Annotated in this window: 24 protein-coding genes; 7 read left to right on the top strand and 17 right to left on the bottom strand. The window is 61.6% G+C overall.

The genetic code is table 11. The annotated features are described in order from the left end of the window. The first annotated feature begins 140 nt into the window (after nucleotides 1–140). Together Q5H92_RS12975 and Q5H92_RS12980 are read left to right on the top strand one after the other, a co-directional pair. Complete coding sequence (locus Q5H92_RS12975) at nucleotides 141–869, top strand: cytochrome b/b6 domain-containing protein (RefSeq protein WP_305011961.1); 729 nt, start codon at nucleotides 141–143, stop codon at nucleotides 867–869. A gap of 11 nt (nucleotides 870–880) precedes the next feature. Further along, nucleotides 881–1,705: a molybdopterin-dependent oxidoreductase gene (locus tag Q5H92_RS12980; RefSeq protein ID WP_305011962.1), complete on the top strand. Its 825-nt coding sequence runs from the start codon at nucleotides 881–883 to the stop codon at nucleotides 1,703–1,705. A 152-nt stretch (nucleotides 1,706–1,857) separates the two neighbouring features. On the opposite strand, the gene Q5H92_RS12985 is transcribed toward Q5H92_RS12980, so the two are convergent. Both Q5H92_RS12985 and Q5H92_RS12990 read right to left on the bottom strand, forming a co-directional pair. Further along, entirely contained in the window at nucleotides 1,858–2,166 is a 309-nt protein-coding gene (locus Q5H92_RS12985) for a hypothetical protein (RefSeq protein ID WP_305011963.1), read from the bottom strand. 79 nt (nucleotides 2,167–2,245) lie between these two features. After that, a complete protein-coding gene (locus Q5H92_RS12990; RefSeq protein ID WP_305011964.1) occupies nucleotides 2,246–2,419 on the bottom strand; it encodes a DUF2256 domain-containing protein in 174 nt (57 codons plus the stop codon). Between the two features lie 137 nt (nucleotides 2,420–2,556). Between Q5H92_RS12990 and Q5H92_RS12995 the strand changes: the two genes are divergently transcribed. Both Q5H92_RS12995 and Q5H92_RS13000 read left to right on the top strand, forming a co-directional pair. Then, nucleotides 2,557–3,291: a class I SAM-dependent methyltransferase gene (locus tag Q5H92_RS12995; RefSeq protein ID WP_305011965.1), complete on the top strand. Its 735-nt coding sequence runs from the start codon at nucleotides 2,557–2,559 to the stop codon at nucleotides 3,289–3,291. Nucleotides 3,292–3,438: 147 nt separating this feature from the next. Beyond that, nucleotides 3,439–3,867 (top strand): acyl-CoA thioesterase, encoded by a 429-nt coding sequence (locus Q5H92_RS13000; protein ID WP_305011966.1) that lies wholly within the window; start codon nucleotides 3,439–3,441, stop codon nucleotides 3,865–3,867. Nucleotides 3,868–3,964: 97 nt separating this feature from the next. On the opposite strand, the gene Q5H92_RS13005 is transcribed toward Q5H92_RS13000, so the two are convergent. From Q5H92_RS13005 to Q5H92_RS13015, 3 genes are all read right to left on the bottom strand, one after another. Then, the gene (locus tag Q5H92_RS13005; protein WP_305011967.1) at nucleotides 3,965–4,543 is read right to left on the bottom strand and encodes a DinB family protein; all 579 of its coding nucleotides are present in this window, start codon (nucleotides 4,541–4,543) and stop codon (nucleotides 3,965–3,967) included. A gap of 255 nt (nucleotides 4,544–4,798) precedes the next feature. After that, the gene (locus Q5H92_RS13010; RefSeq protein ID WP_305011968.1) at nucleotides 4,799–5,782 is read right to left on the bottom strand and encodes a pyruvate dehydrogenase complex E1 component subunit beta; all 984 of its coding nucleotides are present in this window, start codon (nucleotides 5,780–5,782) and stop codon (nucleotides 4,799–4,801) included. 83 nt (nucleotides 5,783–5,865) lie between these two features. Continuing rightward, the gene (locus tag Q5H92_RS13015) at nucleotides 5,866–7,677 is read right to left on the bottom strand and encodes a tetratricopeptide repeat protein (protein ID WP_305011969.1); all 1,812 of its coding nucleotides are present in this window, start codon (nucleotides 7,675–7,677) and stop codon (nucleotides 5,866–5,868) included. A gap of 162 nt (nucleotides 7,678–7,839) precedes the next feature. Between Q5H92_RS13015 and Q5H92_RS13020 the strand changes: the two genes are divergently transcribed. Continuing rightward, nucleotides 7,840–8,058: a PspC domain-containing protein gene (locus Q5H92_RS13020; RefSeq protein ID WP_046242767.1), complete on the top strand. Its 219-nt coding sequence runs from the start codon at nucleotides 7,840–7,842 to the stop codon at nucleotides 8,056–8,058. Between the two features lie 6 nt (nucleotides 8,059–8,064). Here Q5H92_RS13020 and Q5H92_RS13025 read toward each other — a convergent pair whose 3' ends face one another. From Q5H92_RS13025 to Q5H92_RS13040, 4 genes are all read right to left on the bottom strand, one after another. Next, nucleotides 8,065–9,012 (bottom strand): hypothetical protein, encoded by a 948-nt coding sequence (locus tag Q5H92_RS13025; RefSeq protein WP_305011970.1) that lies wholly within the window; start codon nucleotides 9,010–9,012, stop codon nucleotides 8,065–8,067. A 60-nt stretch (nucleotides 9,013–9,072) separates the two neighbouring features. Continuing rightward, entirely contained in the window at nucleotides 9,073–9,384 is a 312-nt protein-coding gene (locus Q5H92_RS13030; protein ID WP_305011971.1) for a hypothetical protein, read from the bottom strand. A 136-nt stretch (nucleotides 9,385–9,520) separates the two neighbouring features. After that, nucleotides 9,521–10,531 (bottom strand): glycosyltransferase family 2 protein, encoded by a 1,011-nt coding sequence (locus tag Q5H92_RS13035; protein WP_369811143.1) that lies wholly within the window; start codon nucleotides 10,529–10,531, stop codon nucleotides 9,521–9,523. Between the two features lie 28 nt (nucleotides 10,532–10,559). Next, nucleotides 10,560–10,898, bottom strand: coding sequence for a YbaB/EbfC family nucleoid-associated protein (locus Q5H92_RS13040; protein WP_198070429.1), 339 nt, complete (start codon nucleotides 10,896–10,898; stop codon nucleotides 10,560–10,562). Between the two features lie 117 nt (nucleotides 10,899–11,015). Between Q5H92_RS13040 and Q5H92_RS13045 the strand changes: the two genes are divergently transcribed. Both Q5H92_RS13045 and Q5H92_RS13050 read left to right on the top strand, forming a co-directional pair. Further along, nucleotides 11,016–11,891, top strand: coding sequence for a hypothetical protein (locus tag Q5H92_RS13045; RefSeq protein ID WP_305011972.1), 876 nt, complete (start codon nucleotides 11,016–11,018; stop codon nucleotides 11,889–11,891). A gap of 199 nt (nucleotides 11,892–12,090) precedes the next feature. Continuing rightward, a complete protein-coding gene (locus tag Q5H92_RS13050) occupies nucleotides 12,091–12,741 on the top strand; it encodes a hypothetical protein (protein WP_305011973.1) in 651 nt (216 codons plus the stop codon). A 311-nt stretch (nucleotides 12,742–13,052) separates the two neighbouring features. On the opposite strand, the gene Q5H92_RS13055 is transcribed toward Q5H92_RS13050, so the two are convergent. From Q5H92_RS13055 to Q5H92_RS13090, 8 genes are all read right to left on the bottom strand, one after another. Beyond that, nucleotides 13,053–15,938 carry a bpX3 domain-containing protein gene (locus Q5H92_RS13055; protein ID WP_305011974.1) on the bottom strand — a complete coding sequence of 962 codons (2,886 nt, stop codon included), beginning with the start codon at nucleotides 15,936–15,938 and terminating at the stop codon, nucleotides 13,053–13,055. Between the two features lie 3 nt (nucleotides 15,939–15,941). Next, nucleotides 15,942–18,416, bottom strand: coding sequence for a hypothetical protein (locus Q5H92_RS13060; RefSeq protein WP_305011975.1), 2,475 nt, complete (start codon nucleotides 18,414–18,416; stop codon nucleotides 15,942–15,944). Further along, entirely contained in the window at nucleotides 18,409–19,131 is a 723-nt protein-coding gene (locus Q5H92_RS13065) for a hypothetical protein (protein WP_305011976.1), read from the bottom strand. The genes Q5H92_RS13060 and Q5H92_RS13065 overlap by 8 nt, the downstream gene beginning before the upstream one ends. Beyond that, nucleotides 19,128–20,276, bottom strand: a complete 1,149-nt coding sequence (locus Q5H92_RS13070; protein ID WP_305011977.1) for an AAA family ATPase — start codon at nucleotides 20,274–20,276, stop codon at nucleotides 19,128–19,130. Before Q5H92_RS13070 ends, Q5H92_RS13065 begins: the two co-directional genes overlap by 4 nt. Continuing rightward, on the bottom strand, nucleotides 20,277–20,912 hold the full coding sequence (locus tag Q5H92_RS13075) for a conflict system bpX4 domain-containing protein (protein ID WP_305011978.1): 636 nt from the start codon (nucleotides 20,910–20,912) through the stop codon (nucleotides 20,277–20,279). Nucleotides 20,913–21,087: 175 nt separating this feature from the next. Beyond that, nucleotides 21,088–21,336, bottom strand: coding sequence for a hypothetical protein (locus tag Q5H92_RS13080; protein WP_305011979.1), 249 nt, complete (start codon nucleotides 21,334–21,336; stop codon nucleotides 21,088–21,090). A 478-nt stretch (nucleotides 21,337–21,814) separates the two neighbouring features. After that, nucleotides 21,815–22,345, bottom strand: coding sequence for a hypothetical protein (locus Q5H92_RS13085; RefSeq protein ID WP_305011980.1), 531 nt, complete (start codon nucleotides 22,343–22,345; stop codon nucleotides 21,815–21,817). Nucleotides 22,346–22,461: 116 nt separating this feature from the next. Further along, nucleotides 22,462–22,857 (bottom strand): hypothetical protein, encoded by a 396-nt coding sequence (locus Q5H92_RS13090; protein WP_305011981.1) that lies wholly within the window; start codon nucleotides 22,855–22,857, stop codon nucleotides 22,462–22,464. Between the last annotated feature and the right edge of the window lie 29 nt (nucleotides 22,858–22,886).

Here is a 22,886-nt window from a genome sequence, read left to right on the forward strand (position 1 = left end):
AAGGGACGGCGCGCTGCGTCGTCCTTTTTTTATTTGCCAAAACCGGGTGTAAGGCGGCGCGGTTGGGAGCGTCTGAAAAGGCGGGGCTGGCTGGCCCGCCGACGTACCTTGCGTTCTATTTTTCCGCCTCCCCGCCGCGTATGAAGCAACTCGTTGAAAAGCACCCGCTGGCCATTCGCTGGTTTCACTGGGTCAACTTTCCCGTTCTCAGCCTGATGATTTGGAGCGGGCTCTGGATTTATTGGGCCAACGACGTGTACCGCCTGGGTTGGGGCAAAACCACGCTGCTTAAGTTCTTCCCGCAGTCGTTCTACCAGGCCTTTCACCTCGAATACAAGCTGGCACAGGGCATGAGCTGGCACTTCGTGTTGATGTGGGTGTTCTTCCTGAATGGCCTGCTTTACGTGGGCTACACGCTGTTTTCAGGCGAGTGGCGCTACCTGCTGCCCAACCGGCACTCGTTTAAAGAAGCCATCCAGGTCACGCTCTTCGACCTGGGTTTGCGCAAGGAGCACCCGCCGGTGCGCAAGTACAACGGCGCCCAGCAGATTGCCTACACCAGTGTGATTATCATGGGTTTGGGCTCGTTGCTCACGGGGCTGGCTATTTATAAGCCGGTGCAGTTTGGCTGGCTCACGCAGCTGCTGGGCGGCTATGAGTTTGCCCGCATCATCCACTTTGCGCTCACCATTGGCTATGTGCTGTTTTTTATCGTGCACGTCGCCCAAGTGGTGCGGGCCGGCTGGAATAATTTCCGCGCCATGGTGGCCGGCTTCGAAATAGTAGAAGTCGACCCCGCCACCCACGAAATCAAGGCCGGCCCCGCCGCGCTGCCCGCCGCCGACGCTTCCCTTTCGTCAACCAAGTAGCTGCATTCGATATGACTGACGAAACTCCCGATACGACTACGAACCAGCCGCCCCTGCGCCCCGAGGCCGAGGTACTGGCCGAAGCTCGCCGCCGCTCGCGCCGCTCCTTTATCGGCCTGGGCCTGGCCGGGCTGGCGGGCTTTGGGGGCTGGCGCTGGCTGTTTTCCGAGCCCAATGATGAGGGCATACCGCACCGTGTGCGCAAGGTGCTTGATGCCAACGCCCAGCTCAGCCACGCCTATTACAAGCAGACGCGGCTGGCGCCCGAGTTCGCCCGCAGTCGTGCCCGCACCCCGCGCAAAAACGGCACCTACGGCCTTAAAAGCGAGCTGGACCCGGCCACCTGGCGCATGCGCGTGCAAAGCTACGGCTCCGACACAACCCAGGAATTCACCTTGGCCGACATTCAGGCGCTGCCCAAAGTGCAAATAGTGACGGAGCTTAAGTGCATTGAAGGCTGGAGCGTCATCGTGCATTGGGCCGGCGCCCGGTTGTCCGATTTCCTGGCCAAATACCCCTTGGCTACTCGTAGCGGCCGCCCCGCTGACCCACTCAACCCGCCGGCCGACCTGGCGCCCTACGCCGCCGTCGATACGCCCGACGGGAAATACTACGTCGGCCTCGACATGGACACCGTGCTGCACTCCCAAACGCTGCTGTGCTACGAGATGAACGGCAAACCGCTTACGCCCGAGCATGGCGCCCCGCTCCGCCTCGTCACACCCCTCAAATACGGCATTAAGCACATTAAACGCATCGGCACCATCGCCTTTGTCGATACTCAGCCGAAAGACTACTGGGCCGAAATGGGCTACGACTGGGATTCGGGGCACTAACGCCTGCGGCTCAATGAGGGATTTAAATAAAACGTCATGCTGAGCGTAGCCGAAGCACCTCTGCCACACAAGTAATTCATTTACTATTGTGGCAGAGATGCTTCGGCTACGCTCAGCACGACGTTCTTCAGGTAAAGCTTAAACCTAATTCCTTAATGAATAACACGCAGCTCGTACCGCTCCTGGGCGCCGTTGAGCGCGGGCACGAGCCAGGCGCCTACACGGCTGGGCCCGTAGCCGAGATTAACTTTGAGCCATTCGTCGCGGGTGGGCAGTAGGGCGATAATTTCCTCTTCCAAGCGAGCTAAATCGGCTTGTAGGCCGGCTACATCCTGGGTGGCTTCGCCATTTTGATGCGCTACTTCGGCGCGGTTGAGTGCCTTTTGGGCTTCCAGGTAAGCGTCTACTTTTTGTTCCAGCGGAACGAGTGCAGGGTCCAGGTAATCGAGGTTGGAGGCCATGAGTGGGTAAGCTAAGCGGAATGATTTGATGGCAAAACGGGGCGACTGACTAAAAAGATGCGGGCCGGAGCGGAAGAGGTCAGGCGGCCGGTACAGCCGGGCTACTGGCCGGGCGGTTGCGCTGGCACTTCTCGCCGCAATATTTTACGTCGTCCCAGTTGGCGCGCCATTTTTTGCGGTACTCGAATGGGCGGCCGCAGGTGACGCAGATTTTGGTGGGCAACTGGCCTTTACGAAGTTTGGCAGGGAGCATGGGCAGCGAAAAATAGACGAGCTACCAGGCAAACGGCCGGCGCCCCCGCGAAGTTTTGGGTACTTTTCGGCTTAAACGCCGTAAGTGGCCCCGGCCGTCGCTCCGGCGCCGTGTCGCTTGTTCGGCCCCCCTTCTTTATGACCAATACCTCCGCTCCCGACGTCCTGGGCCAGGCCCTGCTCGACTACCACCACGGCCACGACCAAGCTGCTACTGTCACGGTGCATTGTAGCGCGGCCGACGACGAGCCGCTGCCCGCCGCCTACTTCTTCCGCACCGTGCTGCAAATGCCCGAGCTGGAGCGCCAGTCCCTCGACGAAAGCCGGGGCCGCGTGCTCGACCTCGGCGCCGGCGCCGGCTGCCACAGCCTGGAACTGCAAAGCCGGGGCTTCGAGGTGAAAGCCGTGGACGTGTCGGCCGGCGCTGTGCAGGTGATGTCGGAGCGCGGGGTGCAAAATGTAGCGCGCCACGACTTATTCAGCGCCAGGCCCGCTGCCGAGCTGCCCTACGACACCATTCTGCTACTCATGAATGGCCTCGGCCTCACCGGCACGCTCGAAGGCCTCGACAAATTCCTGGCGCACGCCCGCACGTTGCTGGCGCCCGGCGGCCAGATTCTGGCTACGTCCTCCGATATCCGCTACCTCTACGAAGACGAAGATGGTGCCCTGCGCATCAACCTCAACGGCCCATATTACGGCGAAGTAGTGTACCGCCTGACCTACAAAGGCCACGACGGCGAACCCTTCCCCTGGCTTTTCATTGATGCCGCCCTGCTCAACGACGCCGCCGAAGCCGCCGGCTACACCGCCGATTTCATTGGCGAAGACGACAACGAACAATATCTCGTACGCCTAACAATTTCAAATTAAGGAGGAAAGGAGCACCTAACCCGTCATGCCGAGCGCAGCCGAGGCCTCTCGCGTGGGGTAATAATCCAATCGAAAGAACTACATCGGCCCGCGAGATGCCTCGGTTGCGTTCGGCATGACCATTTCATTTTCATTATTCATTAAAACATGACCAACGAAGTCACTTACCGTACCCGCTGGGCCGATATGGACCCCAACGGCCACATGCGCCACTCCGCCTACGCCGATTTTGCTGCCGACCAGCGCGTGGTACTCCTGGCCCAGTGGGGCTTCGATGTGAAACGCTTTGCTGAGTTGCGGCTCGGCCCCATCCTTTTTCGGGAGGAAACCAAGTACCTGAAAGAAGTGAACATCGGCGAAGAAATTCGCGTCAACGGCCACCTCGCTTCTGCTAGCGCAGATGGCTCGCGCTGGACCATTGTGCATACCATTTTCAAAGCCGATGGCCGGGTAGCTGCCACCGTCACCGTCGATGGCGCCTGGCTCGACCTCGACCGCCGCAAGCTCACCGTGCCGCCCGCCGAGCTGGCCGCGGCCTTTGGCTCGATGCCGGTGTACGAAGCCCCAACCAAGTAGCGCCGCATGGCACGAGTACCCCGAAGCTCCTGCTTCGGCCCGAGCGAACACCAGTTGTTCAAGCGGGCCGAAGCGGGAGCTTCGGGGTACTCGTGCTTTAGGCCTGCGCGTCGGCCGTTGCCCGCACGGTGGCACCTGGCCGCAACACCTTCGTAATGCGCCCCAACTGCTGCTGGTGGTGTAGCAGGTGGTCGAGCAGAAAGTCCATCACCTGATAAATAGTGATACGTCCCGACCGGGGGTGCGGAAAAATGGCCCGGTTCAGGTGCCGGCCCGGAAACTCGTTCAGCACGCGCTCAAGCTGGCGGCGGGTGGTGTCCCAGGTTTGGCGCAGCTCAGGCAGGCTGGGTAGGTTGCCGGCGTCGGTGAGCGTAGCTACGCCGCGCGGGGCCTTATACTTGAAGCCCGGGAGGCGCAGCAACAGCCGCACCAGGCGGGCGCGCAGCCGCGTCAGCAAGCCCACTTTGGGCAGCATTTCCTCGGAATTCATCTTCTTCTGGATGTACTGAACGATGTTGCCCTCAATGAATAACAAGTGGTGAACCACCTGATTGGCCGACCAGCTTCCCGGTGCAGGCGCCTTGCCGCTGTCCGGTCCCAGCGCTTCGGCCGACGCCAGCAGGCGCTCGGTGGCGCGTTCCAGCTGTTCAAGTTTGAGGTGCAGGCGGTGGTTCATGGCGGTGGGAATTGGAATTGGTGGGAGTGCGGAAAAGGTACGTCAACTTTCGAAATAGGTACGGGCGCTAGCCATTTACCAAAAGCTGGCGGTCAATAGCGCGGACTTTGTAGTCCGCGTCCCCGGCGGAAATCCTAACGATTTTCACGGTACCGACCCGCGGACTACAGCGTCCGCGCTACAGTCTCGACTAGCAAAAGAAAAAGCCCTGCTGGCAATACCAGCAGGGCTTTTCGCAGGGTGCTAGGGACAAAATTAAGCCTTGGCGTAGGTTACTTCTTTCACGGCCTTCACCACACGGGCCACGTTGGGCAGCGAGGCTTCGATGAGCGTGGGGGCGTAGGGCAGGGGCACGTCGGCGCAGGTGATGCGGATAACCGGGGCATCGAGGTGGTCGAAGGCGCGGCGCTGCACGATGTAGGCCAGCTCACTCGAAATGCTGGCCAGCGGCCAGGCTTCCTCAATCACCACCATGCGGTTGGTTTTCTTCACCGAAGCAACCAACGTGTCGTAGTCTATCGGACGCACCGAACGCAGGTCAATTACTTCGGCCTCAATGCCTTCCTTGGCCAACTCGTCGGCGGCGGCATAAGCAATTTTCATCATTTTGCCGAAGCTCACCAAGGTCACATGCTTGCCCTGGCGCACGATGTTGGCTTTGCCGATTTCAAGTATGTACTCCTCCTCGGGCACTTCGCCCTTGTCGCCGTACATCAGCTCCGATTCCATGAAGATGACGGGGTCGGGGTCGCGGATGGCGGCTTTCAGCAGGCCCTTGGCGTCGTAGGGGTTCGAGGGAACCACTACTTTCAGGCCGGGCGTGTTGGCGTACCAGTTTTCGAAGTTCTGCGAGTGCTGGCTGCTGAGCATGCCGGCGTTGCCCGTCGGGCCGCGGAATACGATGGGGCAGGAGTACTGCCCGCCCGACATCGAATACAGCTTGGCGGCCGAGTTAATCACCTGGTCGATAGCCACCAACGAGAAGTTGAAGGTCATGAACTCAATGATGGGAATCAACCCGTTGGCGGCGGCGCCCACGCCGATGCCGGCAAAACCCAGCTCGGCAATCGGGGTATCAATCACCCGCTCCGGCCCGAACTCGTCGAGCATGCCTTGGCTCACTTTGTAGGCACCGTTGTACTGGGCCACTTCTTCGCCCATGAGGAACACCCGCGGGTCGCGGCGCATTTCCTCGGACAGGGCCTCGCGCAAGGCCTCACGAAATTGAATTTGACGCATGGTTTTCTTTAGGGTAAAGCCGGTTTTCAGCCGTTTGGCAAAGCTACGACAGGCGGGGGCGTCGGGCCAAAGCTAATTCGGGCTTACTTTAAGGCTTCCCGGAATACCTTGCCCTGCGCGTAGTCCTGAAACTCCAGGTCCTCGACGGCGCGCTGGGCGTAGCTGCGGTCCAGCGCAATGGCTTGCTTGAGTAGCTGGCCCATCTGGGCTTCGTTCTTCTGGCGGGCGGCCACCACGGCCATGCCGTAGACGGGTGCGGCGGCGGTGGGGCGCAGGGCCTGGGCCAGGCGGTACTGCTCCAAGGCCAGGTCGTAGCCCTCGCGACCCACCAGAATCAGGCCTTTGTTGAGGGCGTTTTGGTAGGAGGGACCGGCGTATTGCAGGTTGCGCAGGGCTTCATCGGGCTGGCCTACTTCGATTTCCAGCGCGGCGCGGTCGGAGAAAATCTTGCGCAGCAGCGGGCGCGGGCCACCCAGCTTGATGGCGTAGTCGTAGTTCTGCAGGGCTTCGAGGCGGTCGCCGGCGCGGTGGTAGGCCGTGGCGGCGTGGTAGAAGAACTCGGCCGTGGGGTTGCGGTGGGCGGCCAGGGTGAAGTTGACGGCGGCGCGGTGGTAATAGGCTTTCTGGGTTTTGACGGTAGGCTCTTTCTCGCCGCGCTGCAGCAGCACCACACCCAGGTTGTGAAAGGCTTCCCAACTGTTGGGGTTGTTGGCGGCGGCCACTTCGTAGATGCGCTGTTTTTCGGCCAGCAGCGGCGTGAGCGTGGCAGAATAGCGCAACTCCTCGGGCGTGAGGGCGTCGGCTTCTATTTGCTTTTCGACAATCTTTTTCGATAGCAGGTACACCTCTGAATCGTAGCGCTTGGGGGCCGTGTAGGTCACAGCCACGGTGCCGAAGCGCAACACGGGGTAGATGTAATCTTCGATGTAATCGAAATACGTGAGCTTGTGCAGCGCCTTTTCTTTCTGCTCAAACGTGCCGCGCGTGTCGTTGATGATGGAAACCACCGAATCTATCTGGTCGGGCTTGAGGGCCGAGGACGTGACCTTGCTCAGGAAGGTGTCCCACTTGCGCACGTAGGCCAGGGTGTCGTAGCGAATGGCCTCGTTCTTATTGAGATACGAGAAGGTTTTCACGCGCTGCTTGTAGTAATAGAGCAGCATGCGGACGCGCTTGCTGGCCAGGGCGCGGTTGTGCGCGTCGGTCGAGTCGGGCGAGTGGCCGGCGATGATGAGGACTTGCTTGGTGTGCTGGTTGGCATCGATGAGGTCCTCCAGCGCCTGCACGTTCGTGCCCAGGTAGCCGCGGATAAACCACTTATCCTCATCGAAATAGAAGGGCAGCACCCGGGTGCCGCTCATGGTATTGTTGGCGCGCTCGGGCAGCAGCGTCAGCACAGTGTCTTCGCGGGTGACGAGGCGGGCGGGGTCGGCGATGCCGCGGGCCACCAGCACGTCGGCGTCGGCGCGCAGCACTTTGCCGTTTTTTTTCAGCTCGCGCACTTGGGCGTGGGCCAGCAGCTCGCCGGGGTTGCGGCCAGGCGTGTTGGGGATGCTGAATTTTTGGGTGGCGATGAGCTGGCCTTTGTGCTCGTCGTCGTACACGTAATTGCCCGACGTGAAGGTGAGGCGGCCCAGCGTGTCTTCGCGCAAGCCGTGCTCGTAGCGGTAGCGCAGCAGCAACTCGTAAGCGACGCCTTTGTGCAGGTGGCTGGCTGGCACCCGGGCGATTACCTCGAACGGGACGGCCTCGCCCGAAGCCAGCAGCGGGGTGGGCCGGGCCACCACGGTGCGGCCGGCTTCGGCCTGCTTCAGCACCCGCGGCAGGGCGCAAGCCGACAATAACAGCGTGGTTGTCAGCAGCCCGTGGGCCACTGGCCGCAAAAAATAATTCATCAAATTATGCAACAACGGAAAACGAAAGTCTGCCCTTTCAACGTACAAGGCGCTCAATTAGTCGAGCCCGGGCCGGCGAAATTACGCGGTCGAGCTTGCCCTCGGCCCGCCAACGCCTTATCTTAGCCCAGACAATCTGTATTTCGCCAGCCGCTACCGCCCATGAAACGCTTCACCGACTACCTCGAAACGCAGTCTTTTGGTTTGTGTTCGGCCTTGGCCCAAAAGTGGGGGTTCAGCACGCGTAGCGTACGGCTCTCGTTCGTGTACGCCTCGTTTTTCACGTTTGGCTCGCCCATCGTGCTCTATTTCGCGGGGGCTTTCTGGATGAACGTGCGCCGGGCCATGCGCCAGCAGCGCAGCACCGTGTGGGATTTGTAGTCTATTTTATCTCTTGTTTATCTCTTGACGCTCTGAGGGTTGGCGTTGCCACAGCACTTTGCCGCGCCTCAAGTCGATGCAATAAATAATGGGCCAGGTATCCTGGAAAGGAGCACAAGAACGCACCTCGTTGTGCACGACGGTGACGTAGAGCCGTCGGCCGGGTGCCATGCTTACCAATGGAGCCGTGAGGTCGATGTAGCCATCCAACGTCAGTTGCCAGTTCGGGCCTTGCACCAGCCAGTTGGCGGGTGGTGTTGGGTTGTTATCCGGCTGGGCTGGGGCGGCAGGCCGCAAGTAAGCGGCATCGCCGAGCAGCAGAATGCGGTCGGGCCCAGCTAAAGTGAAAGTTGGCACGGTGGGCTTGAGATAGGGAAACCGCTGGTCGAGTAGCCGGCGCGGAAACGGATTGCGCACGAAGCCCGGCGGGAGGCTGGCCCGTTGGCCTACGTCGCGGGCTTGCCAACTCAGGATGGGGCGGCCCGTAACGGGCATCATCGGGTCCCAGACAATTTCCAGTTTGGTGAGCCGCCGGGCCTGGTTCCAGCCGCCTCGGTAGCCGAGGTCGATGGCGCGCCAGGTCAGGGCCGAAAGGTAGGCCTCGTGCAGGCCGCCGACAGTGTCAGGTGTCAGCAGGGGTTGGCTGCGGCCCAAGGCGGTATCGGGATGCCAGGTGTAGTGGTATTTCCATTCGGGCCATAGCAGGTGGCGCACGGAGTCGTGGCGGGTCTGGCCATCTGGGCCCAGGTTCAGTATGTGGAGTTCCAGCTCGTTGCCGGCCCCGTAAGCGTACAGCATGTAGAACGGGCCCACCTGGGTTTGCATGAGCAGCAGCCCGCCATCATGGGTCACTATCTGCCGGTCAAACAGCCAGTTGTGCGGAACACAGCGCTGCGCGTGCGTGAGGTGGCTTAGCAGCAGCGGAGCAAGCAATATCCAGCGCAACTGACTCATCAGCAAGTGGAAAAATAAAGGAGAAAACAGCAGTGGATAGCCATCCAACCAAGATAGCGGCTATTCCTCCTTCTTCCCTGGCTCAGCGGCCTTTTCTGGCTCAACGGCCTCCGACGGGACGCTTCCGCCTTCGGCGCGGCGTTCCTTTTGCAGCTTGGCTTCTTTGCGGCGCCGGCTCTTGTCGTTCTCGGGCTTTTTCTTTTTGACCTTTTTCTTGTCGCGGTGCTTGACGTGTTTGTTGGAGTGCTCCGCCTTTTTGGTGTGGGAGCGGTTCGCGTGGCCGAAGCGGTGGAAACTCTGCGCGGACGCGGGGCCCAGCGAAATCAAAACCAGCAACACGCTGGCCAGTAGCAGAAGTAGCGCTTTTTGCATCGCAAACAGGAGGGAAGTGGAGTGGCGTTGGTGAAGCCGAGGTGTCAAATATAAATGCGGTTCAGTAGCAAAACGGCCAGCTTGAGCCGAACCTCAAAACACGACCCTCCTAAAAATCCCTAACTAATACGCCGCCTTAGCGCAGGCCCAACTCGCTGAACTTGCGCTTGCCCCGCGCAAAATAAGCCCATACCAAGCTGCCGTTGTACACGCCCGCCCGCTGGGCCACGCGCAGGTGCGGCCGGGCTGCCCGCCGCCGCTGGCGCCAGTAGCCAAAGCTGCCGTAGAAACTGAAGTGCGCCCGCAGTACCGCCCAAAAGTTGCCAAACTCGCCGCTGGCCAAGAACTTCAGGCCGGCTACGCCGTCGAGGACCAGGCGCTGGCACATGGCCCAAAGCAACTCGCCGGGAGCGGCGTTTTTGTAGAGCAGGGCGAGGCCGTTGCGGAAGTTGAGGTAGGTTTTGCGGGGGTTGGTTTTGGGCAGGGTGCCGCCGCCCACGTGGTGCACGGCGCTGCCGCCGTGGTACCACACCTCGTGCCCGGCATTCTGAAGGCGCCAGCAGAAGTCGATTTCTTCCATGTGAGCGAAAAAGGCGGGCTCTAGGCCGCTCAAGGCTTGCCAGGCGCTGCGGCGCACCAGCAGACAGGCGCCACTGGCCCAGGCCACGGGGCGCGGGTCGTCGTACTGGGCGTGGTCTTTTTCGAGAGTGTCGAACAGACGGCCGCGGCAGAAGGGGTAGGCCAGGCGGTCGAGGTAGCCGCCGCCGGCTCCTGCGTATTCAAAATACGTGGGGTCGGATGCGGCCAGGATTTTGGGCTGCACGGCGGCAATGCGCGGATTGGCTTCGAGCAGGGCGCGCAACGGGCGCAGCCAGCCCAGGGTCACTTCCACATCAGAGTTGAGCAGCACAAAGAACTCGCTGTCGACCTGCGCCAGCGCCTGATTGTAGCCCTCACAAAAGCCGAAATTGCGCTCCAACAGCATCATTTCCACCTGCGGGAAGTCGCGCGAGAGCACCTCGGCCGAGTCGTCGGTCGAGGCGTTGTCGGCCACGATGACGCGGGCGCCGTCGGCGTGGGCGAGCACGCCGGGCAGAAAACGGCTGAGGAAGCTGGCCCCGTTCCAGTTCAGAATGACAATGGCCACATCGGCGCATGCACCAACAGGCCCCACGTTAGGCGCCAAAGCCACTCAGGTCGAGGCCGGGCACGTTGGGCATCAGGCCGCTGGTTTTGCGTTGGAGCTCCTGGCGGGCCAGCTCGGCAGCTTCGTCGAGGGCTTTGTTCACGGCGGCTACCACGAGGTCGGCCAGCATGTCGCGGTCCTGCGGGGTGAGCAGGGTTTCGTCGATTTCGAGCTTGAGGATTTTGCGGTGGCCGTTCGCGGTGGCGCGCACCATTCCGCCGCCGGCTTCGCCCGTGGCCGTGATGTGTTGAATTTCCTGCTGGGCCTGCTGCATTTTGTCTTGCAGCTCTTTCACTTTGCCCATCATGCCGGTGATGTCGAATGCCATGCTAAAATATGCTCTCAGAGCGTTTAAACGCGGTTTGTGTTTATAGTTTCGTACAGCCATCTGACGAGATTGGCGTGTTTGAGTCTTTCTTCGTCAGACTTCTTAACGCTTGATGTGATGACCGACCGTTCGCCCGCCACGATTTCCTACTACCTGCGTACCACGAGCCCAAACGCGCCAAAGACGATTTGTGTTCGCCACTACTTCAAAACCAAAGATAGCGAGTTCGTCAGGGCGACGGGTGTAAAGGTGGCGGACGAGTACTTCGACCAGGAGGTTACTCAGCCCATGGCCGCGGGCGTGGAAAAGCCAAGTGCGCGGCACTTGGATAGTATTCCCTGGGTTTGGCCCCCGCTCGTGGGTCGGTTTGCCTTTGCGCGGCGCATTGCCATAGACAGGCCCGATTCCTTGGGCGGGGACCTCTGCATCCAGGGGTATCCCAGCTGCCGAGCCCTTGACCACGCCGACTCCTTAGGAACTGACGGGCTGGAACTCGTGGCCGACTACGCCCGCGAGGTGGTTTGCCCCACCCCCGGGGCCTGGCCCGCTCATGCGGCGTACCCGGTGTACGTGGCCAACGCCACGGCCCGCACCAAGCTCCTGTACGGCAACGGTAGCAGTGTTTTTGCTGTGCAAGAGGCCCGCGACCGCATGAGCCAGTGGCGCCCCCTCGAGAGCAAGGGACTTTTATCGGGCAACGGGCACCGGGCGGTCAAGCTCCGGCCGCAGCAGATGGTCATGTTTTTGATGGAGAAGTACGCTGGGGACTTTGCCACCCAGCTGCGGGTACGGGTGCAAAACGGCAATAGCCGGTACGTATCAACTCCCTTTGCCGGGCGCATCGACGAGCCGCAGTTTCGGGTGCCAACGCTCGATTACCCTTCCTTGCAGGAGAACCCAGCCGCTGCCGTAGATGGACTGTACTACGGGGCGGTCCCAGCAGAAGGGGATTCCATCCTATTGCCTAAGGACCGGAGTAGCACCACTCAGTAGTCCTCCTAGCGAAAGTATTCCCTCCTTTCGCCTATTCGGCGCCGAATCGGCGACGGTAACGTTTTTAACTATTCCGACCGTTTTTTTGAATCGAAGCTGCCTAGCTGGTCAAGCATGGAATCCGGCGGGTTACGTTTGGCTGCGTGGGGAATCAACCTTGCCCCCCTATGCGTCACCAACGACCTTTATACGTATTTATATGCGCCTGCTGACCGGCTTACTAGTGGCCTTCTCTGTGGGCCTGCTGGCCTGTACGCCAGCCCGCTATCCCCCAATGGATGCGATAGAATCGTACGTGACGAACCGCACCGCCGACACGCTTCTTGTGAGCGTGGGCTACTCTTCCGACTCAAGCTTAGTGGCCCCGGCAGATGTGCCCCGGCAGCGCCAGGCGCAAACAGCTGATTCACTGTTACTGGACTCGACCGTTCAGCGAAGCCCTAAACGCTTATTCTTTTACTTAGCTTGGTACCGCAGACGCTGGTACTGGGTGTATAGATATGCACCGCGCGACCCCACCTGGTGCGACGCAGCAGGAAACCTGCACGCCGCCACGGTGAATGACACAACTGGCGAGGTTACCTACCAAGTAATGCCCGGCGACACGCTCCAGTTGGCAAAGTATTGGTCATCCTCCCCACCCGATGACACGGACCCTCTCGAACTCCCGGCTATCGTAAGCCTGCGCCTACGCCAGGGCCAAGCCCGCCGCTCCCTGCCCCGGGGCCCGGAACTCAACCAGCTGTTCCAGGCGCAATTCGGCTTTTGGCAAGGCTGGTTGGAATGGGGCCCTACGACGTACCGCTACGAACTGCGCGTGGGCCCCGGCCTCACGCTCAACGACGACTAACCGGCAGTACGGGGCTGCGACACCCAAAATGTCTGCGTCTACGAACAAATGAATAACGCTCCTTTAACTGAACCGCCAGGCTAGCAGCTGCCGCGCTCCTTTCAAGGAGAAGGAAAGGACTTTTTTGGCCATGGTCGAGTTTAAGAAACTCGTCTACGATTCAAAGTTTACGAAATGGGCTGAGGAGATGAGTTTCTTAAACTCTAACGAAGGAGTGCGACCGTGGCCTCCCCGGCGGGAAAATCAGCCGAACTTAGACCTCTACCATTTGCGCCATTACATCTAAAAAACAGCGTAGGGGCACTTGTCGCTTAGCCGTTATTAATAAGATGCAGCGAAATACGCCCCGTACTTTCCAGCAGGGCGAACTGTTGGCGGTTAATGGTGGGCAAAACGGCCACCGGCGTATTTTCCAATTCGATGGACCGGACCTGCTCGTAGCGGTTTTCGTGCATTTGAAGCAGCTCGGCTGTGGAGTCATCCAATAGAACCAGGTGTTCCGCGCTCACGAATTTCATGTCGCCGGTCACCATGAAATTGGGGGAGTAAACCGATAGCGGCTCGTTGCTGATTCGTTGCTGCGGCTCCCACAGCAGCAGGTCGAATTGCGTGAAAACCGCCAGTTGCAACTTCGGCGTGTAGGGGGAGGCGGCCAGTTGAAATCCGCTGGCGCCTTCCTCGATTCTGTGTAGCCGGCTCCGACCACCCTCGGCCCACTGCACCAGTGTATCGCCCCAATAGCTGTAGTAGTCGCCATCCCGAAACAGCAGTTCCGCCGGCCATTCTTCCGCTTCGGCACTGATGGGGGCCATTAATTCATTTATGAAGGGTGCCAACGGCTGACCACCTGCCAAGTACCGCTGCACGGTGATGGTCGTGCCCTCCCGCCAGGCCGCAGCCGTAACTCCACTCGGCAGCAGCGCCACGCGCACGGGCCAGCGGGGCAGCCAAGCGGGGCATTCCACGGTGAGGGCGATGGGGAAATGCTTGTTTTTGGGCAGATACTTGGTTTCCAGGGCCAGCGCCGCCGACGTCCGGAGGAGCATGCGGTTGCCATGCCGCTCGTCGGCGATGAGCAGCACGTATACCCCGTTCATATCGGCCAGCCAGGAGTAGTACTCCACATTGCCATACCAGTTGCCGCGGGCCAGGTGCAGCCGGTCGTCGCGCGTGCCGATGGCCACCCATTGGTGGCCGTGCGTCACCGCGCTTATCCATTCAATGGTGGCATCGAGCTGCGCGCTGACCCCCTGAACCGACGGGTTGCTTACGGACGCCGCCGGACGCGGCTGGCGCGTGGCGTAGCGGCTGCAGTCGGCGGCAATGAGCCGGTCGTCGGGCAGGAAGTTGCGCAGCAGGGCCAAGGGGCTGGCATTGCCAGCTTCGGCCTCGGCGCTCACCACTTCGTAGGCAATTTCCAGCGTGGCGGCCCGCAGCTCCGGCGTGGCGTGCTTTTCGTTGACGGTGGCGAGGACGTGCAGCAGGGGTACGCGCCGCCCGACGGCCGTGTGGTTGCGGTAAATGTTCTGCACGTGCGGGCGCAGGTCGGCTTCGGGCGCAGCAGCCAGCACGTCGAAATACTGCCGGAGGCACACCTCCGGCTGTTTCGGGCTGGCCCAGCCCTGCAGCAGCACCTCCTGGGCGCGGGCGCGGGCGGCCAGCTTGTCGGCCAGCAGGCGGGCGGCGGCGGGGTGGTCGTCGTTGTCGAGGAAGAGGTTGACGCCGCGCTCGTAGTGGCGGGCGGCTAGCACGGGCTGCTCCAGGCGCTGGTGCAGGTCGCCGGCTTTTTCGTGCTCTTTGAGCTCGGCGTAAAGCTCAGCGGCTTCGAGCAGCAGGCCACCGTTTTCGAGGCACTTGGCGGCGGCGGGCAGGTTGTGCAGGTGGTCTTTGAAGAGGGCGGCAGCTTCGCGGCAGAACCCGCCCTGGTCCAAGGCATTGGCGGCGGCTTGGTAGTCGCCCAGCAGGTGCGCGTAGATGTAGGCGGCTTTTTTGAAGCGGCCAGCCTCTACTTCGCGGGTGGCGGCGGCGCGGTATTGCAGGCCCAGGTTGTGGCGGTAAGCCCCCAAATCCCACGCATCGACCCGGCTGCCCCCGCCCAGGCCACCGAGGTTGAAATCGGTGAGGCGCCGGCCCAGCCAAGCCGACTGGGGCGCTTCGCCCCGGTTCATATAGGGGCTGTTCAGCGGAATGGCGTATTTCAGCGCCTCGTCCATGTTGTCGCCAAACAGGCGTAGCAGCCGCTCAATCTCGTTCTGCCGATTCTGCTCCAGGTCGTGGATGCGGCCGCCCAGCCAGTTTTCCAGGCGCTGAAACACGCCCGGCTGGCTGGATACCGGTCGGTTCGTGGCCGGTGGGCGCGACCCGCTGCCCGCGTTGTTTTTGGCGCGCATCAACAGGCGCACCAGCAGAATTGTCAGGGGCACAATCAGGCCGCCTCCACCACCGCTCCCCATCCGGCCCAGCAGCCCGACCACCAGCACAATGCCCAGCACCGCCAGCAGCACGGCGCCGATGGCACGCCCCGCCTGGCCCAGCACAGGAGCAGGCCCCCATTGCAGAAGAGCTAGGAAAAATTTCAGCAGTCCCCGCCGCACGCTATCGAGTGCCCGTTTCAGTAGGTTGGGGCGGGCATCGGCCGCGCCCGGCAGCGCCGTAAGTGGCACGGTGCCAATTTCCTGTTGAAACGACTCCACCACCTCGGCCACCGTGGGCGCCAGCACGCGCACACGCTCCAGTCGGGGCTTGGGGGCGAGGCCCGGCTGGGCTCGGCTCCAGTCGGTGAGGCGCGGCGCGGCGCAATCGAGCAGACTCGTCAAGTCAATTTCATCGGTACTATCGAACCCGACTAGCCCGATGGCGGGATGCAGCAGCTGGCGGGGCCAGAGCAGGGCTCCGGCCAGCTCGGCCGCCGTGGTGGCAGGCCAAAGCGTGGCCTGCACGGGCACGTAGAGCCGCCCGGCCACCGCGCCGTAGGGCTCAAGCAAATCGGGGGGCAATGGGCTGCCGTCCTTCACTATCACAAACAGGCCCGCTGGCTGCACCGAGCGAATGGACTCGGGCACCAGGTAGCAGCTCAACTGCCCGGCGGTCAGGTTCCAACGCCCGATTTCGCGCAGCCAGGCTGCTGCATCGCCGCGCAAAAGAGTTGCGCACGCCGGCCGCTGGGCCGTTTCCTGGTAGCGAAGCGTGAGGTGCATGGGTTAGCCGAGTTGGGCAATGAAACGCTGAAGATAGTTCTGGTTGAATTCCAGCACGGAGAGCTGCCGGGCCGGATGGGGGCCGGTGAAATAGGCTGAGCCGCACACCGTGCCATCGGAAGCCCAGGCGGCCGTGGGCTGGCCCAGCACCAGCACCAGCGTGATTTCGGGCACGCTAGCATCGGCGCTGCGCAGGTGCAGCAAGCCGCGCGGGTCCAGGATGGCTTCGCTGCCCTCGTGCCAGGTGAAGCGCCGGAAAAGCAACTCTTCGTTGGCTGTAAGCGGAAAACCCTTGGGGTCAACTGAAACCAAGCCCCGAATGTCATCTTCTCTGTTGCTGCTGACGTTCCTGCTCAGCAGGGTGAGCTCGTGGCTCAGTTTGTTCGGATTGCTGGCCAGGACCAGCAAATGCCCCTCAATTACCAAGGCTTGTCCATTAGCAACGAAGCCAAGTTGGGTAACGCGGCGCAGCACGTTGTATCCGTTGTTGATGTGGCGCTTGATATGGCCAAAATCAGGGCGAAAAGTAGTAGCGGCGTGGGCGGGGAAAATGGAATTGCGGCGGCTCTGAATTTCCCAGCTTCGACAATTGAATACCAACGTGCCCTCCGCCCATTTCACATAGAAGCAACCGTCTTTAAATACCGTTGGCAAAGCTTCACTGGGTTGCCCCACCTCCGCCGCTAAATCAATCATCTCGGCCTCGGCCGCAACGGTCACAAAGGCGTAAATCCGCAGCAGCCGACGCCCGCTCACGAGCACATAGACCGTATCCACGTCGTTGCTACCGAAGTAATAAATACCCGATTCGATAACCGGCAGCAGCTCCCGCGCCCCGGTATCCTTGCTGGGCCAAAACAGCACGCGCTGCCGGTCGACCACGCTCAGCACGCCAATGGCTTTGGCGTAAAAAGTGTTTTTAATTGAGGCCCGCAAGGCCGTAACCGGCAGATACAACGGCACTGGTACCTGCTGCAGAAAGGCTGGGCCGGCAAGCGGCGCCTGGAGCGGCAGCGGCTGGCGCATTCTGTTGGCCTTAAACAGCAGTTCCTCCAAATCGTGGCGCGCCGCGCTGAGCGGCACCCGGTGGCCGTTTTGGTACTCGTAGAGCTGCCATTCGCCGCTACGGTCCACCGTAAGCAGGAAGTGCAGGGACGATTTGGCCTCGGCCAACGCCTGGGCAAATTCGGGCTGGTGCAGCAACTGCGCATGGGTGATGAGCAAATTGTCGGCAGCTGCCTGCGTTTGCGCAACCCGCGCAAAAGCCTGCAACGCCACGCCGCCGTGCGGGCCCACGTCGAGTAGTTCTAGTGCCGCTACCACGCCCTCAAACGACTCCAGGTCGAGAGTTGAAAACGCCTGCCCGCCCAGGGCCACGGCCGCTACCGGCACCGGTGGGCGGGCCTGGCCCGAGTGGCGGGCCCAGGCCAATGCGGCGGCTAGGGCAAACACGCGGGGCACGCCCCACATGCGCAAAGTGGTGTCGAGCAAGATGAAGCGTGGCCGCGCATCTTGGCGCGGCGGCTCCTCGCGGCGCAGGTACAGCGCCTCGTTGTTCACCAGCCGCGCCATCAGGGAAAGGTCGTCGTGGGCCAACTCGCTGAGCAGCAACCGGTCGAAGTTACCCCGGTTGGTCACGTCCGACACGCCGCCCAGGGGCCGGTCGCTGGCGCCCTGCGCGTGCATGGGAATGCGCAGCGCCGCCCCCAGGTGCTGGGCGAGGCGGGCCAGGCCAGCCGTGCGCGGGTCCTGCGCCAGCTGCTCCAAAAGGTCAAGGGGCTGCGTGGGGCTTGCCGAGGCGGGCGGCGCGGGTTCGGGCAGCGGCAGCGGCGCGGGCAACTGGTCGAGGCCGGTGCGCAAGTGCAAAGCCAAGCTTTCGGTGGTGGGAAAGCGGTTGAGGACTTGGGCCAGTGCCGCCATCTCATTCAGGTGCTCCCGGCGGGTTATCTGGCCCCGACTAAAATGCAGCGCTACGTCGGAGCGGCCACTTTCCCATTCATCAAGTAAAGCGGAGGCCAGTTCAGCGCCTATTTGCGGAGCCTGGGCGTTGAAAACCTCCCGGAACAAATGCAGCTTGGGTTGCCCTGTTCGCAGGTTGGTAGGCAATGCCCGCACCACGTCCAAGAACATGAGCACATGGCGCATCTGGCGTTCAAGCTCGGCATTACTGGGGGCATCAGGGCCAGCGGGCATTTGCTGCCATAGTTGCTTGAACTCCACTGCGGCGCCAGCAGGCTCGGGCCACGTATCGGCACAGGCTGCCAGCAGCAACAGCACCGACGCGAGCGGCGGCAGGCCTTGCTCCGCCAGGCCCCGCAGCACGCGCGCCAATTCTTCGCGGTAGCAGACCGTGTCGCCATCGCGCCACTCTACAAAACGGCCCTTCTCCACCCACCGCCAGAAGTAGTCCTTGGGGTTACGGAAATAGTCGGGCGTGAGCTCGCGCACCGTTTTCACGTCGTCGTCTACCTCACTCATCCCGAAAGCCCTCCATGGTAAGCCGCACCGCACTGCGCGTCACGGGTACTAAATCCGCTTTCGAAATTCGCTCCCAGCTGCCATCGGCAGCGAAAAGCAGCAGGGCATCCGCATTGGCATTGAGCTGCCGGGCCAGCAGCAGGGCTAGCAAGGGCGCTTCGAAATCGAAGCCGGCCGGCAACAGCAGTCCCTCCCGCAACCAGTGCTCCTGGCCCGGAATGGGCGGCAGCGGCGTGCCCAGCAGCAGCACCCGCTGGTCGGCTGCTACGGCGAAGCGCAAGCTTTCCAGCCGAATTGCGGGAGCGGTTTCGGCGTATTCGCGCCAGACTGCCAGCGTGGTGAGCAACGCCGCCCCGCCCTCGGCCCGGTCCGACGGTACCAGCCGCACGCGGTAGCGGGGCGCGCCCTGCGCGGGTAGGGCGGCCGTGGGCAATTCCAGCGGCATAAACGCCCGAATGGGCTGCCAGGACAGCGCCGGCAGCTGCGCCGTGGGCGTACGGCTGCCCGCCGGAAACAGCCGGCCCTGACCATCCAGCGTGTAAGCGGCCGCGGCGGGCAATGCCCGCACGGCCAGCGGCAACTCGCCGGCGGCTGGTAAGCCGCGCAGCCATACCTCGCCGGCCGCTTCGGCAGCTTGCAAGCCGGGCACGGCGCGCACCCCGCCGAGGGCTTCGCGGTCAGAAGCGGCCAACACAAGCACGCGCTCCGTCATCATGCTTGTAGCACCTTTTGCCAGAGCGCATCGAGCGGCTCCTGCACATAGCCGCGCTGCACCTCGTTGGTAAGCCACTGGGCACGGCCGTGCAAATAGCGCAGCTGGTCTTTGATGGCGGTGCGCTCGGCGGGCGAAGTTTCGGGCAGCTCCCATTGGGCGGCCAGGGTACCGATTTCGCGCAGCAGCGCGTCGGCATCGGGGGCGTCGTGGCCGGCGGCGCGGGGGTGCCGGGCGGGCTGCGCATCGGCGTGCACCACGGCATCGACGATGCCGGCCACTACTTCGCGCTGCTCGTCGGTGTCCCAGATGTAGCGTAGCACCCACATATCGGAGGGGATAACCGTGGTGCGCTGGCAGAGCAACGCGCTGGCCGCCAGCAGGCGCTGGAGCTTCACGGCCCGGCGGTCGGACACGGCCACGCCGGCCAGGCGCAGCTTGCGCACGAGGTCGGTGTAGGCCGGGCGCACGGGGCCCAGGTCGACCAGCGGCAAGGCGGCCTGCAGGCGCAGGATTTCCTCCGCCGTGATGGTGGGCGCGGCTTCGTCGGCGCGGCGCTCCAGATTCCAGCCGGCTTCCAGCACTTCGGCCAGGGCATCGGGGGCCACGTAGTCGCAGTGCACGCGCACCAGAAACCGGTCGAACAGGGCTTGCAAGGCTTCGTCTTCGGGCAGGTGGTTGCTGGCGCCCACCATGAGCAGGGCAGGCAGGGCGCGGGTTTCACGGCCGCGCCGAAACACCCGCTCGTTCAGCACCGTCAGCAGGCTATTGAGGATGGCGCTGTTGGCGTTCAGCAGCTCGTCGAGGAAGATGAGGTGGGCTTCGGGCAGCATGCCGTCGGTATTGGTCATGAGGTTGCCCTCGCGCAGCTGGCGGATGTCGAACGGCCCGAACAACTCGTTGGGCTCGGTGAAGCGGGTGAGCAGGTACTCGAAGGTTTTGCCTTGCAACCGCTGGGCCAGGGCGCGCACCAAAGCGCTTTTGGCCGTGCCGGGCGGGCCCAGCAAAAACAGGTTTTCGCGCCCCACTAAGCACAGGCTCATCAGGTCGATGATATCGTCCTTGCCCACGAAGGTGCTTTTGAGGTGGCGGGCCACGCGGTTGAGCTGCTCAACCAGTTGCCATTCTTCGGTCAGTTGATGTTCCATTTAGGCAAGGATAGTGAAGGCCGCAAAATCGGGCCACAAGGTAGCCGCGTGGCCGCCCAGCGCCGCCTGCACCAGCGGCGCCAGGTGCGGCTGACCGGCCCGGGCCCGGTCCTTCATTTGGATGATGCGGTCGATGTAGGCCGGCCGCAGCGCCGGGTGCGCGAGCACGACGGCCTCGGCCTCGGCCTCCGTCGCATCAAGAGCGGTGCCTACGAATGATAGAGGCCACTGCTGGGCCACGGCCAGCAGCCGGGTTACCAGCGCATCGCCGGGTGCCAGCCCTTTGGCCAGCCGCAGTAAGTCGGGCAGGTAGCGAAAGGTGAGGTCGGCCGAATAAATGGCTTCCGGCGTGATTTCGCCGGCAAAATCCTTCAGGCACTGCCCGATAACCCTTTCATCCAGTTCGCGCAGCAGCGCCAGTTGCACGGTGTGGTATAAGAATTGGGTAGCCCAGAGCGCGGCAGGAGCATCGAAAGCCGGCGCCACCTGCGGCAACTCCAGCGCATCTTCTGCATGATAGGCCCGAAGGGAAGCCTCGGCAGCGTGCAGGTCGGTGGGTTCGAAGGGGCTGGGCTGGCCAGCCAATGTAACGGCGCCGGTAGTCAGGATGTCATGAAGAAAGGCAGTCAGTAACATGGGGTATGTGAAAACCCATGCGGCGAGCTACTAGGCTCGTCCGTACAAGGCCATTCGGTAGAATATCATGCAAATTGCTCCTCAAATGGCGAACCATCCCTATCGAAACGCAATTGGTTGCACTACCCAACACGATTCTTCGAATCAGGTACTTAGGTCAGAGTCCTTATGCCGTTCAATTTAACGGTTGTTTGTGTTCTGCTTTGAGGCGCTGAATCGGATTGCATAAAGTGAACACACCCTGCCACTCCTGACTATTCCTGGCAACGGCCACGGCGTCTGGATGCTCAACCAAGTAGGTGACGCGCGCCGAAACGTCGCGGCAACGCGCCTGAATCTCCTCTGTAATCAGCCCCCCGTCGAGCAACTTACTCAGGTTGTCGGGGGTAAAAGAAGCTCTGGATGTATAGGGCAAAATCTTCATAGAGCACGCCGGCTAAGCTCTCTTCCGAGTCTTGCGGCGAAACCCCGCACAGGTTGGCCGTGTCATCAAACCAGTCCTCCAAAGCAACTAAGTCGTTCGGCATGGTAGAAGGGGAAGCAATGGATTTACCTTAACGGTCCGAATAGAATAATGAGCGTATTTAGTCGAATGGAGTCCAATGCACTAAGTTGTCTTTCCTGTCGAGGGTCTATAGAAAGCACACGGAGTGCCTCCTTGTGTTATGCCTGCCTATTCAATGGGCTCAGTCCGGAATCACAAAAAGTCGTGGATGACTCACTTTATAATCGATACTTTTTACCTGGAATTAAAGAACTCAAGGACAACCTGCCGATAGATTTCGCTGATAGCACCTTTATGTATACTTGGAGATACCATCTCCTCCGGAAATTGAAACCTGATGGTTTTTCTTACCCAGACAAAGAAAATTGGAAAGTTTAACTGTCCGTTTAAACGGTGGTTAGCGAGGCCACTGGTTTCGGCGGCGGTGCCATTCGTTCCAAAAGAGTACGTATCCTGCCGCATCGTCCGCATCGGTGGGCATTTTTTTGGGCGCGCTCCGCTGGTAAAAGGCTTCGACTTCGTCGACAAACGCGAGTACGTGCGCTCGGTACGCGTCGAACGGCAACTGGACTGTTTCGCCGCCGGGGGCTGTGAGCAGTACCTGCGGGCCCTGGTGCTCGACCCACCAATCGGCGCCGTTCGGGCAGCCCAACACCAACGTGTTTTCGCTCATGGCATCGGGCCACATGGTGAAACCACAGCAGGGCAATAGCTGGTCCCCCACGGGGCGTGCCGCCGTGTGGTCGGCCGTTAAGGTGCGCAACAAAAACAACGCGGCGGCGCTCACCGTCCAAGTGTCTGCTTCGTCGGAGAGCACTCGCTCGCCCAGTCGAACGGCGACCCGGCCGTGCGCGCACAAGTCTTCTTCGGCGAGCATCCCCTCCATCCACTGCAGGCTCAGCAGGCGTAATTCAAAAGGCGGCTCCATGGATGACGGCTAGTTGTTTTAGGCGTTGGATATTACCGGTGCAAGGTCACGCTTTCAATTTGTAATTGGTCGTGCCATAAATACCATCCGTTCATCGAAAGGAGGGACTAGAGGGACTAATGGTCAAAGCCGTTCACCGCCGATTGGTAGAAGTTGAATACGCCGAGCATAAAGAGTGCCGTGACCACTAGACGGCAACTCACGCGAAGCCAAGGCCGTTGCGGTTTGAAGTAAGAGGAGATAATCAACCATAAGACTAGCCCCGCCGCAGCGAACAGCAGAAGGTTTCGTTGCACGTACTGCCCCTCCCAGTGCGGCTGGGTAACGTCCAGATGTTGCCCGATAGCATACCCGTGGGGCTCTTGCAGAAAGCCCCAGGTATCAAAAGGCAAGACTAGGAGGAACATCACACTGAAACCGCCCACCAGCGGGCGTAGCAGACCATCGGCCAGCCCACCCACCACGGTGCTGAAAAAGGCGACAAAGCGCTCAGGAAAGGTAGCGGGTGACATAGGCGTGGGCAATGTGCTCAAAGTTCAGC

It is taken from the genome of Hymenobacter mellowenesis, assembly GCF_030581005.1.
In the GTDB taxonomy this organism is placed as follows: Bacteria; Bacteroidota; Bacteroidia; order Cytophagales; family Hymenobacteraceae; genus Hymenobacter; species Hymenobacter mellowenesis.

Coding starts and splice junctions, on each gene's coding strand:
- Q5H92_RS12975 (WP_305011961.1), top strand. CDS start 141: ATGAAGCAACTCGTTGAAAAGCACCCGCTGGCCATTCGCTGGTTTCAC.
- Q5H92_RS12980 (WP_305011962.1), top strand. CDS start 881: ATGACTGACGAAACTCCCGATACGACTACGAACCAGCCGCCCCTGCGC.
- Q5H92_RS12985 (WP_305011963.1), bottom strand. CDS start 2,166: ATGGCCTCCAACCTCGATTACCTGGACCCTGCACTCGTTCCGCTGGAA.
- Q5H92_RS12990 (WP_305011964.1), bottom strand. CDS start 2,419: ATGCTCCCTGCCAAACTTCGTAAAGGCCAGTTGCCCACCAAAATCTGC.
- Q5H92_RS12995 (WP_305011965.1), top strand. CDS start 2,557: ATGACCAATACCTCCGCTCCCGACGTCCTGGGCCAGGCCCTGCTCGAC.
- Q5H92_RS13000 (WP_305011966.1), top strand. CDS start 3,439: ATGACCAACGAAGTCACTTACCGTACCCGCTGGGCCGATATGGACCCC.
- Q5H92_RS13005 (WP_305011967.1), bottom strand. CDS start 4,543: ATGAACCACCGCCTGCACCTCAAACTTGAACAGCTGGAACGCGCCACC.
- Q5H92_RS13010 (WP_305011968.1), bottom strand. CDS start 5,782: ATGCGTCAAATTCAATTTCGTGAGGCCTTGCGCGAGGCCCTGTCCGAG.
- Q5H92_RS13015 (WP_305011969.1), bottom strand. CDS start 7,677: ATGAATTATTTTTTGCGGCCAGTGGCCCACGGGCTGCTGACAACCACG.
- Q5H92_RS13020 (WP_046242767.1), top strand. CDS start 7,840: ATGAAACGCTTCACCGACTACCTCGAAACGCAGTCTTTTGGTTTGTGT.
- Q5H92_RS13025 (WP_305011970.1), bottom strand. CDS start 9,012: ATGAGTCAGTTGCGCTGGATATTGCTTGCTCCGCTGCTGCTAAGCCAC.
- Q5H92_RS13030 (WP_305011971.1), bottom strand. CDS start 9,384: ATGCAAAAAGCGCTACTTCTGCTACTGGCCAGCGTGTTGCTGGTTTTG.
- Q5H92_RS13040 (WP_198070429.1), bottom strand. CDS start 10,898: ATGGCATTCGACATCACCGGCATGATGGGCAAAGTGAAAGAGCTGCAA.
- Q5H92_RS13045 (WP_305011972.1), top strand. CDS start 11,016: ATGACCGACCGTTCGCCCGCCACGATTTCCTACTACCTGCGTACCACG.
- Q5H92_RS13050 (WP_305011973.1), top strand. CDS start 12,091: ATGCGCCTGCTGACCGGCTTACTAGTGGCCTTCTCTGTGGGCCTGCTG.
- Q5H92_RS13055 (WP_305011974.1), bottom strand. CDS start 15,938: ATGCACCTCACGCTTCGCTACCAGGAAACGGCCCAGCGGCCGGCGTGC.
- Q5H92_RS13060 (WP_305011975.1), bottom strand. CDS start 18,416: ATGAGTGAGGTAGACGACGACGTGAAAACGGTGCGCGAGCTCACGCCC.
- Q5H92_RS13065 (WP_305011976.1), bottom strand. CDS start 19,131: ATGATGACGGAGCGCGTGCTTGTGTTGGCCGCTTCTGACCGCGAAGCC.
- Q5H92_RS13070 (WP_305011977.1), bottom strand. CDS start 20,276: ATGGAACATCAACTGACCGAAGAATGGCAACTGGTTGAGCAGCTCAAC.
- Q5H92_RS13075 (WP_305011978.1), bottom strand. CDS start 20,912: ATGTTACTGACTGCCTTTCTTCATGACATCCTGACTACCGGCGCCGTT.
- Q5H92_RS13080 (WP_305011979.1), bottom strand. CDS start 21,336: ATGAAGATTTTGCCCTATACATCCAGAGCTTCTTTTACCCCCGACAAC.
- Q5H92_RS13085 (WP_305011980.1), bottom strand. CDS start 22,345: ATGGAGCCGCCTTTTGAATTACGCCTGCTGAGCCTGCAGTGGATGGAG.
- Q5H92_RS13090 (WP_305011981.1), bottom strand. CDS start 22,857: ATGTCACCCGCTACCTTTCCTGAGCGCTTTGTCGCCTTTTTCAGCACC.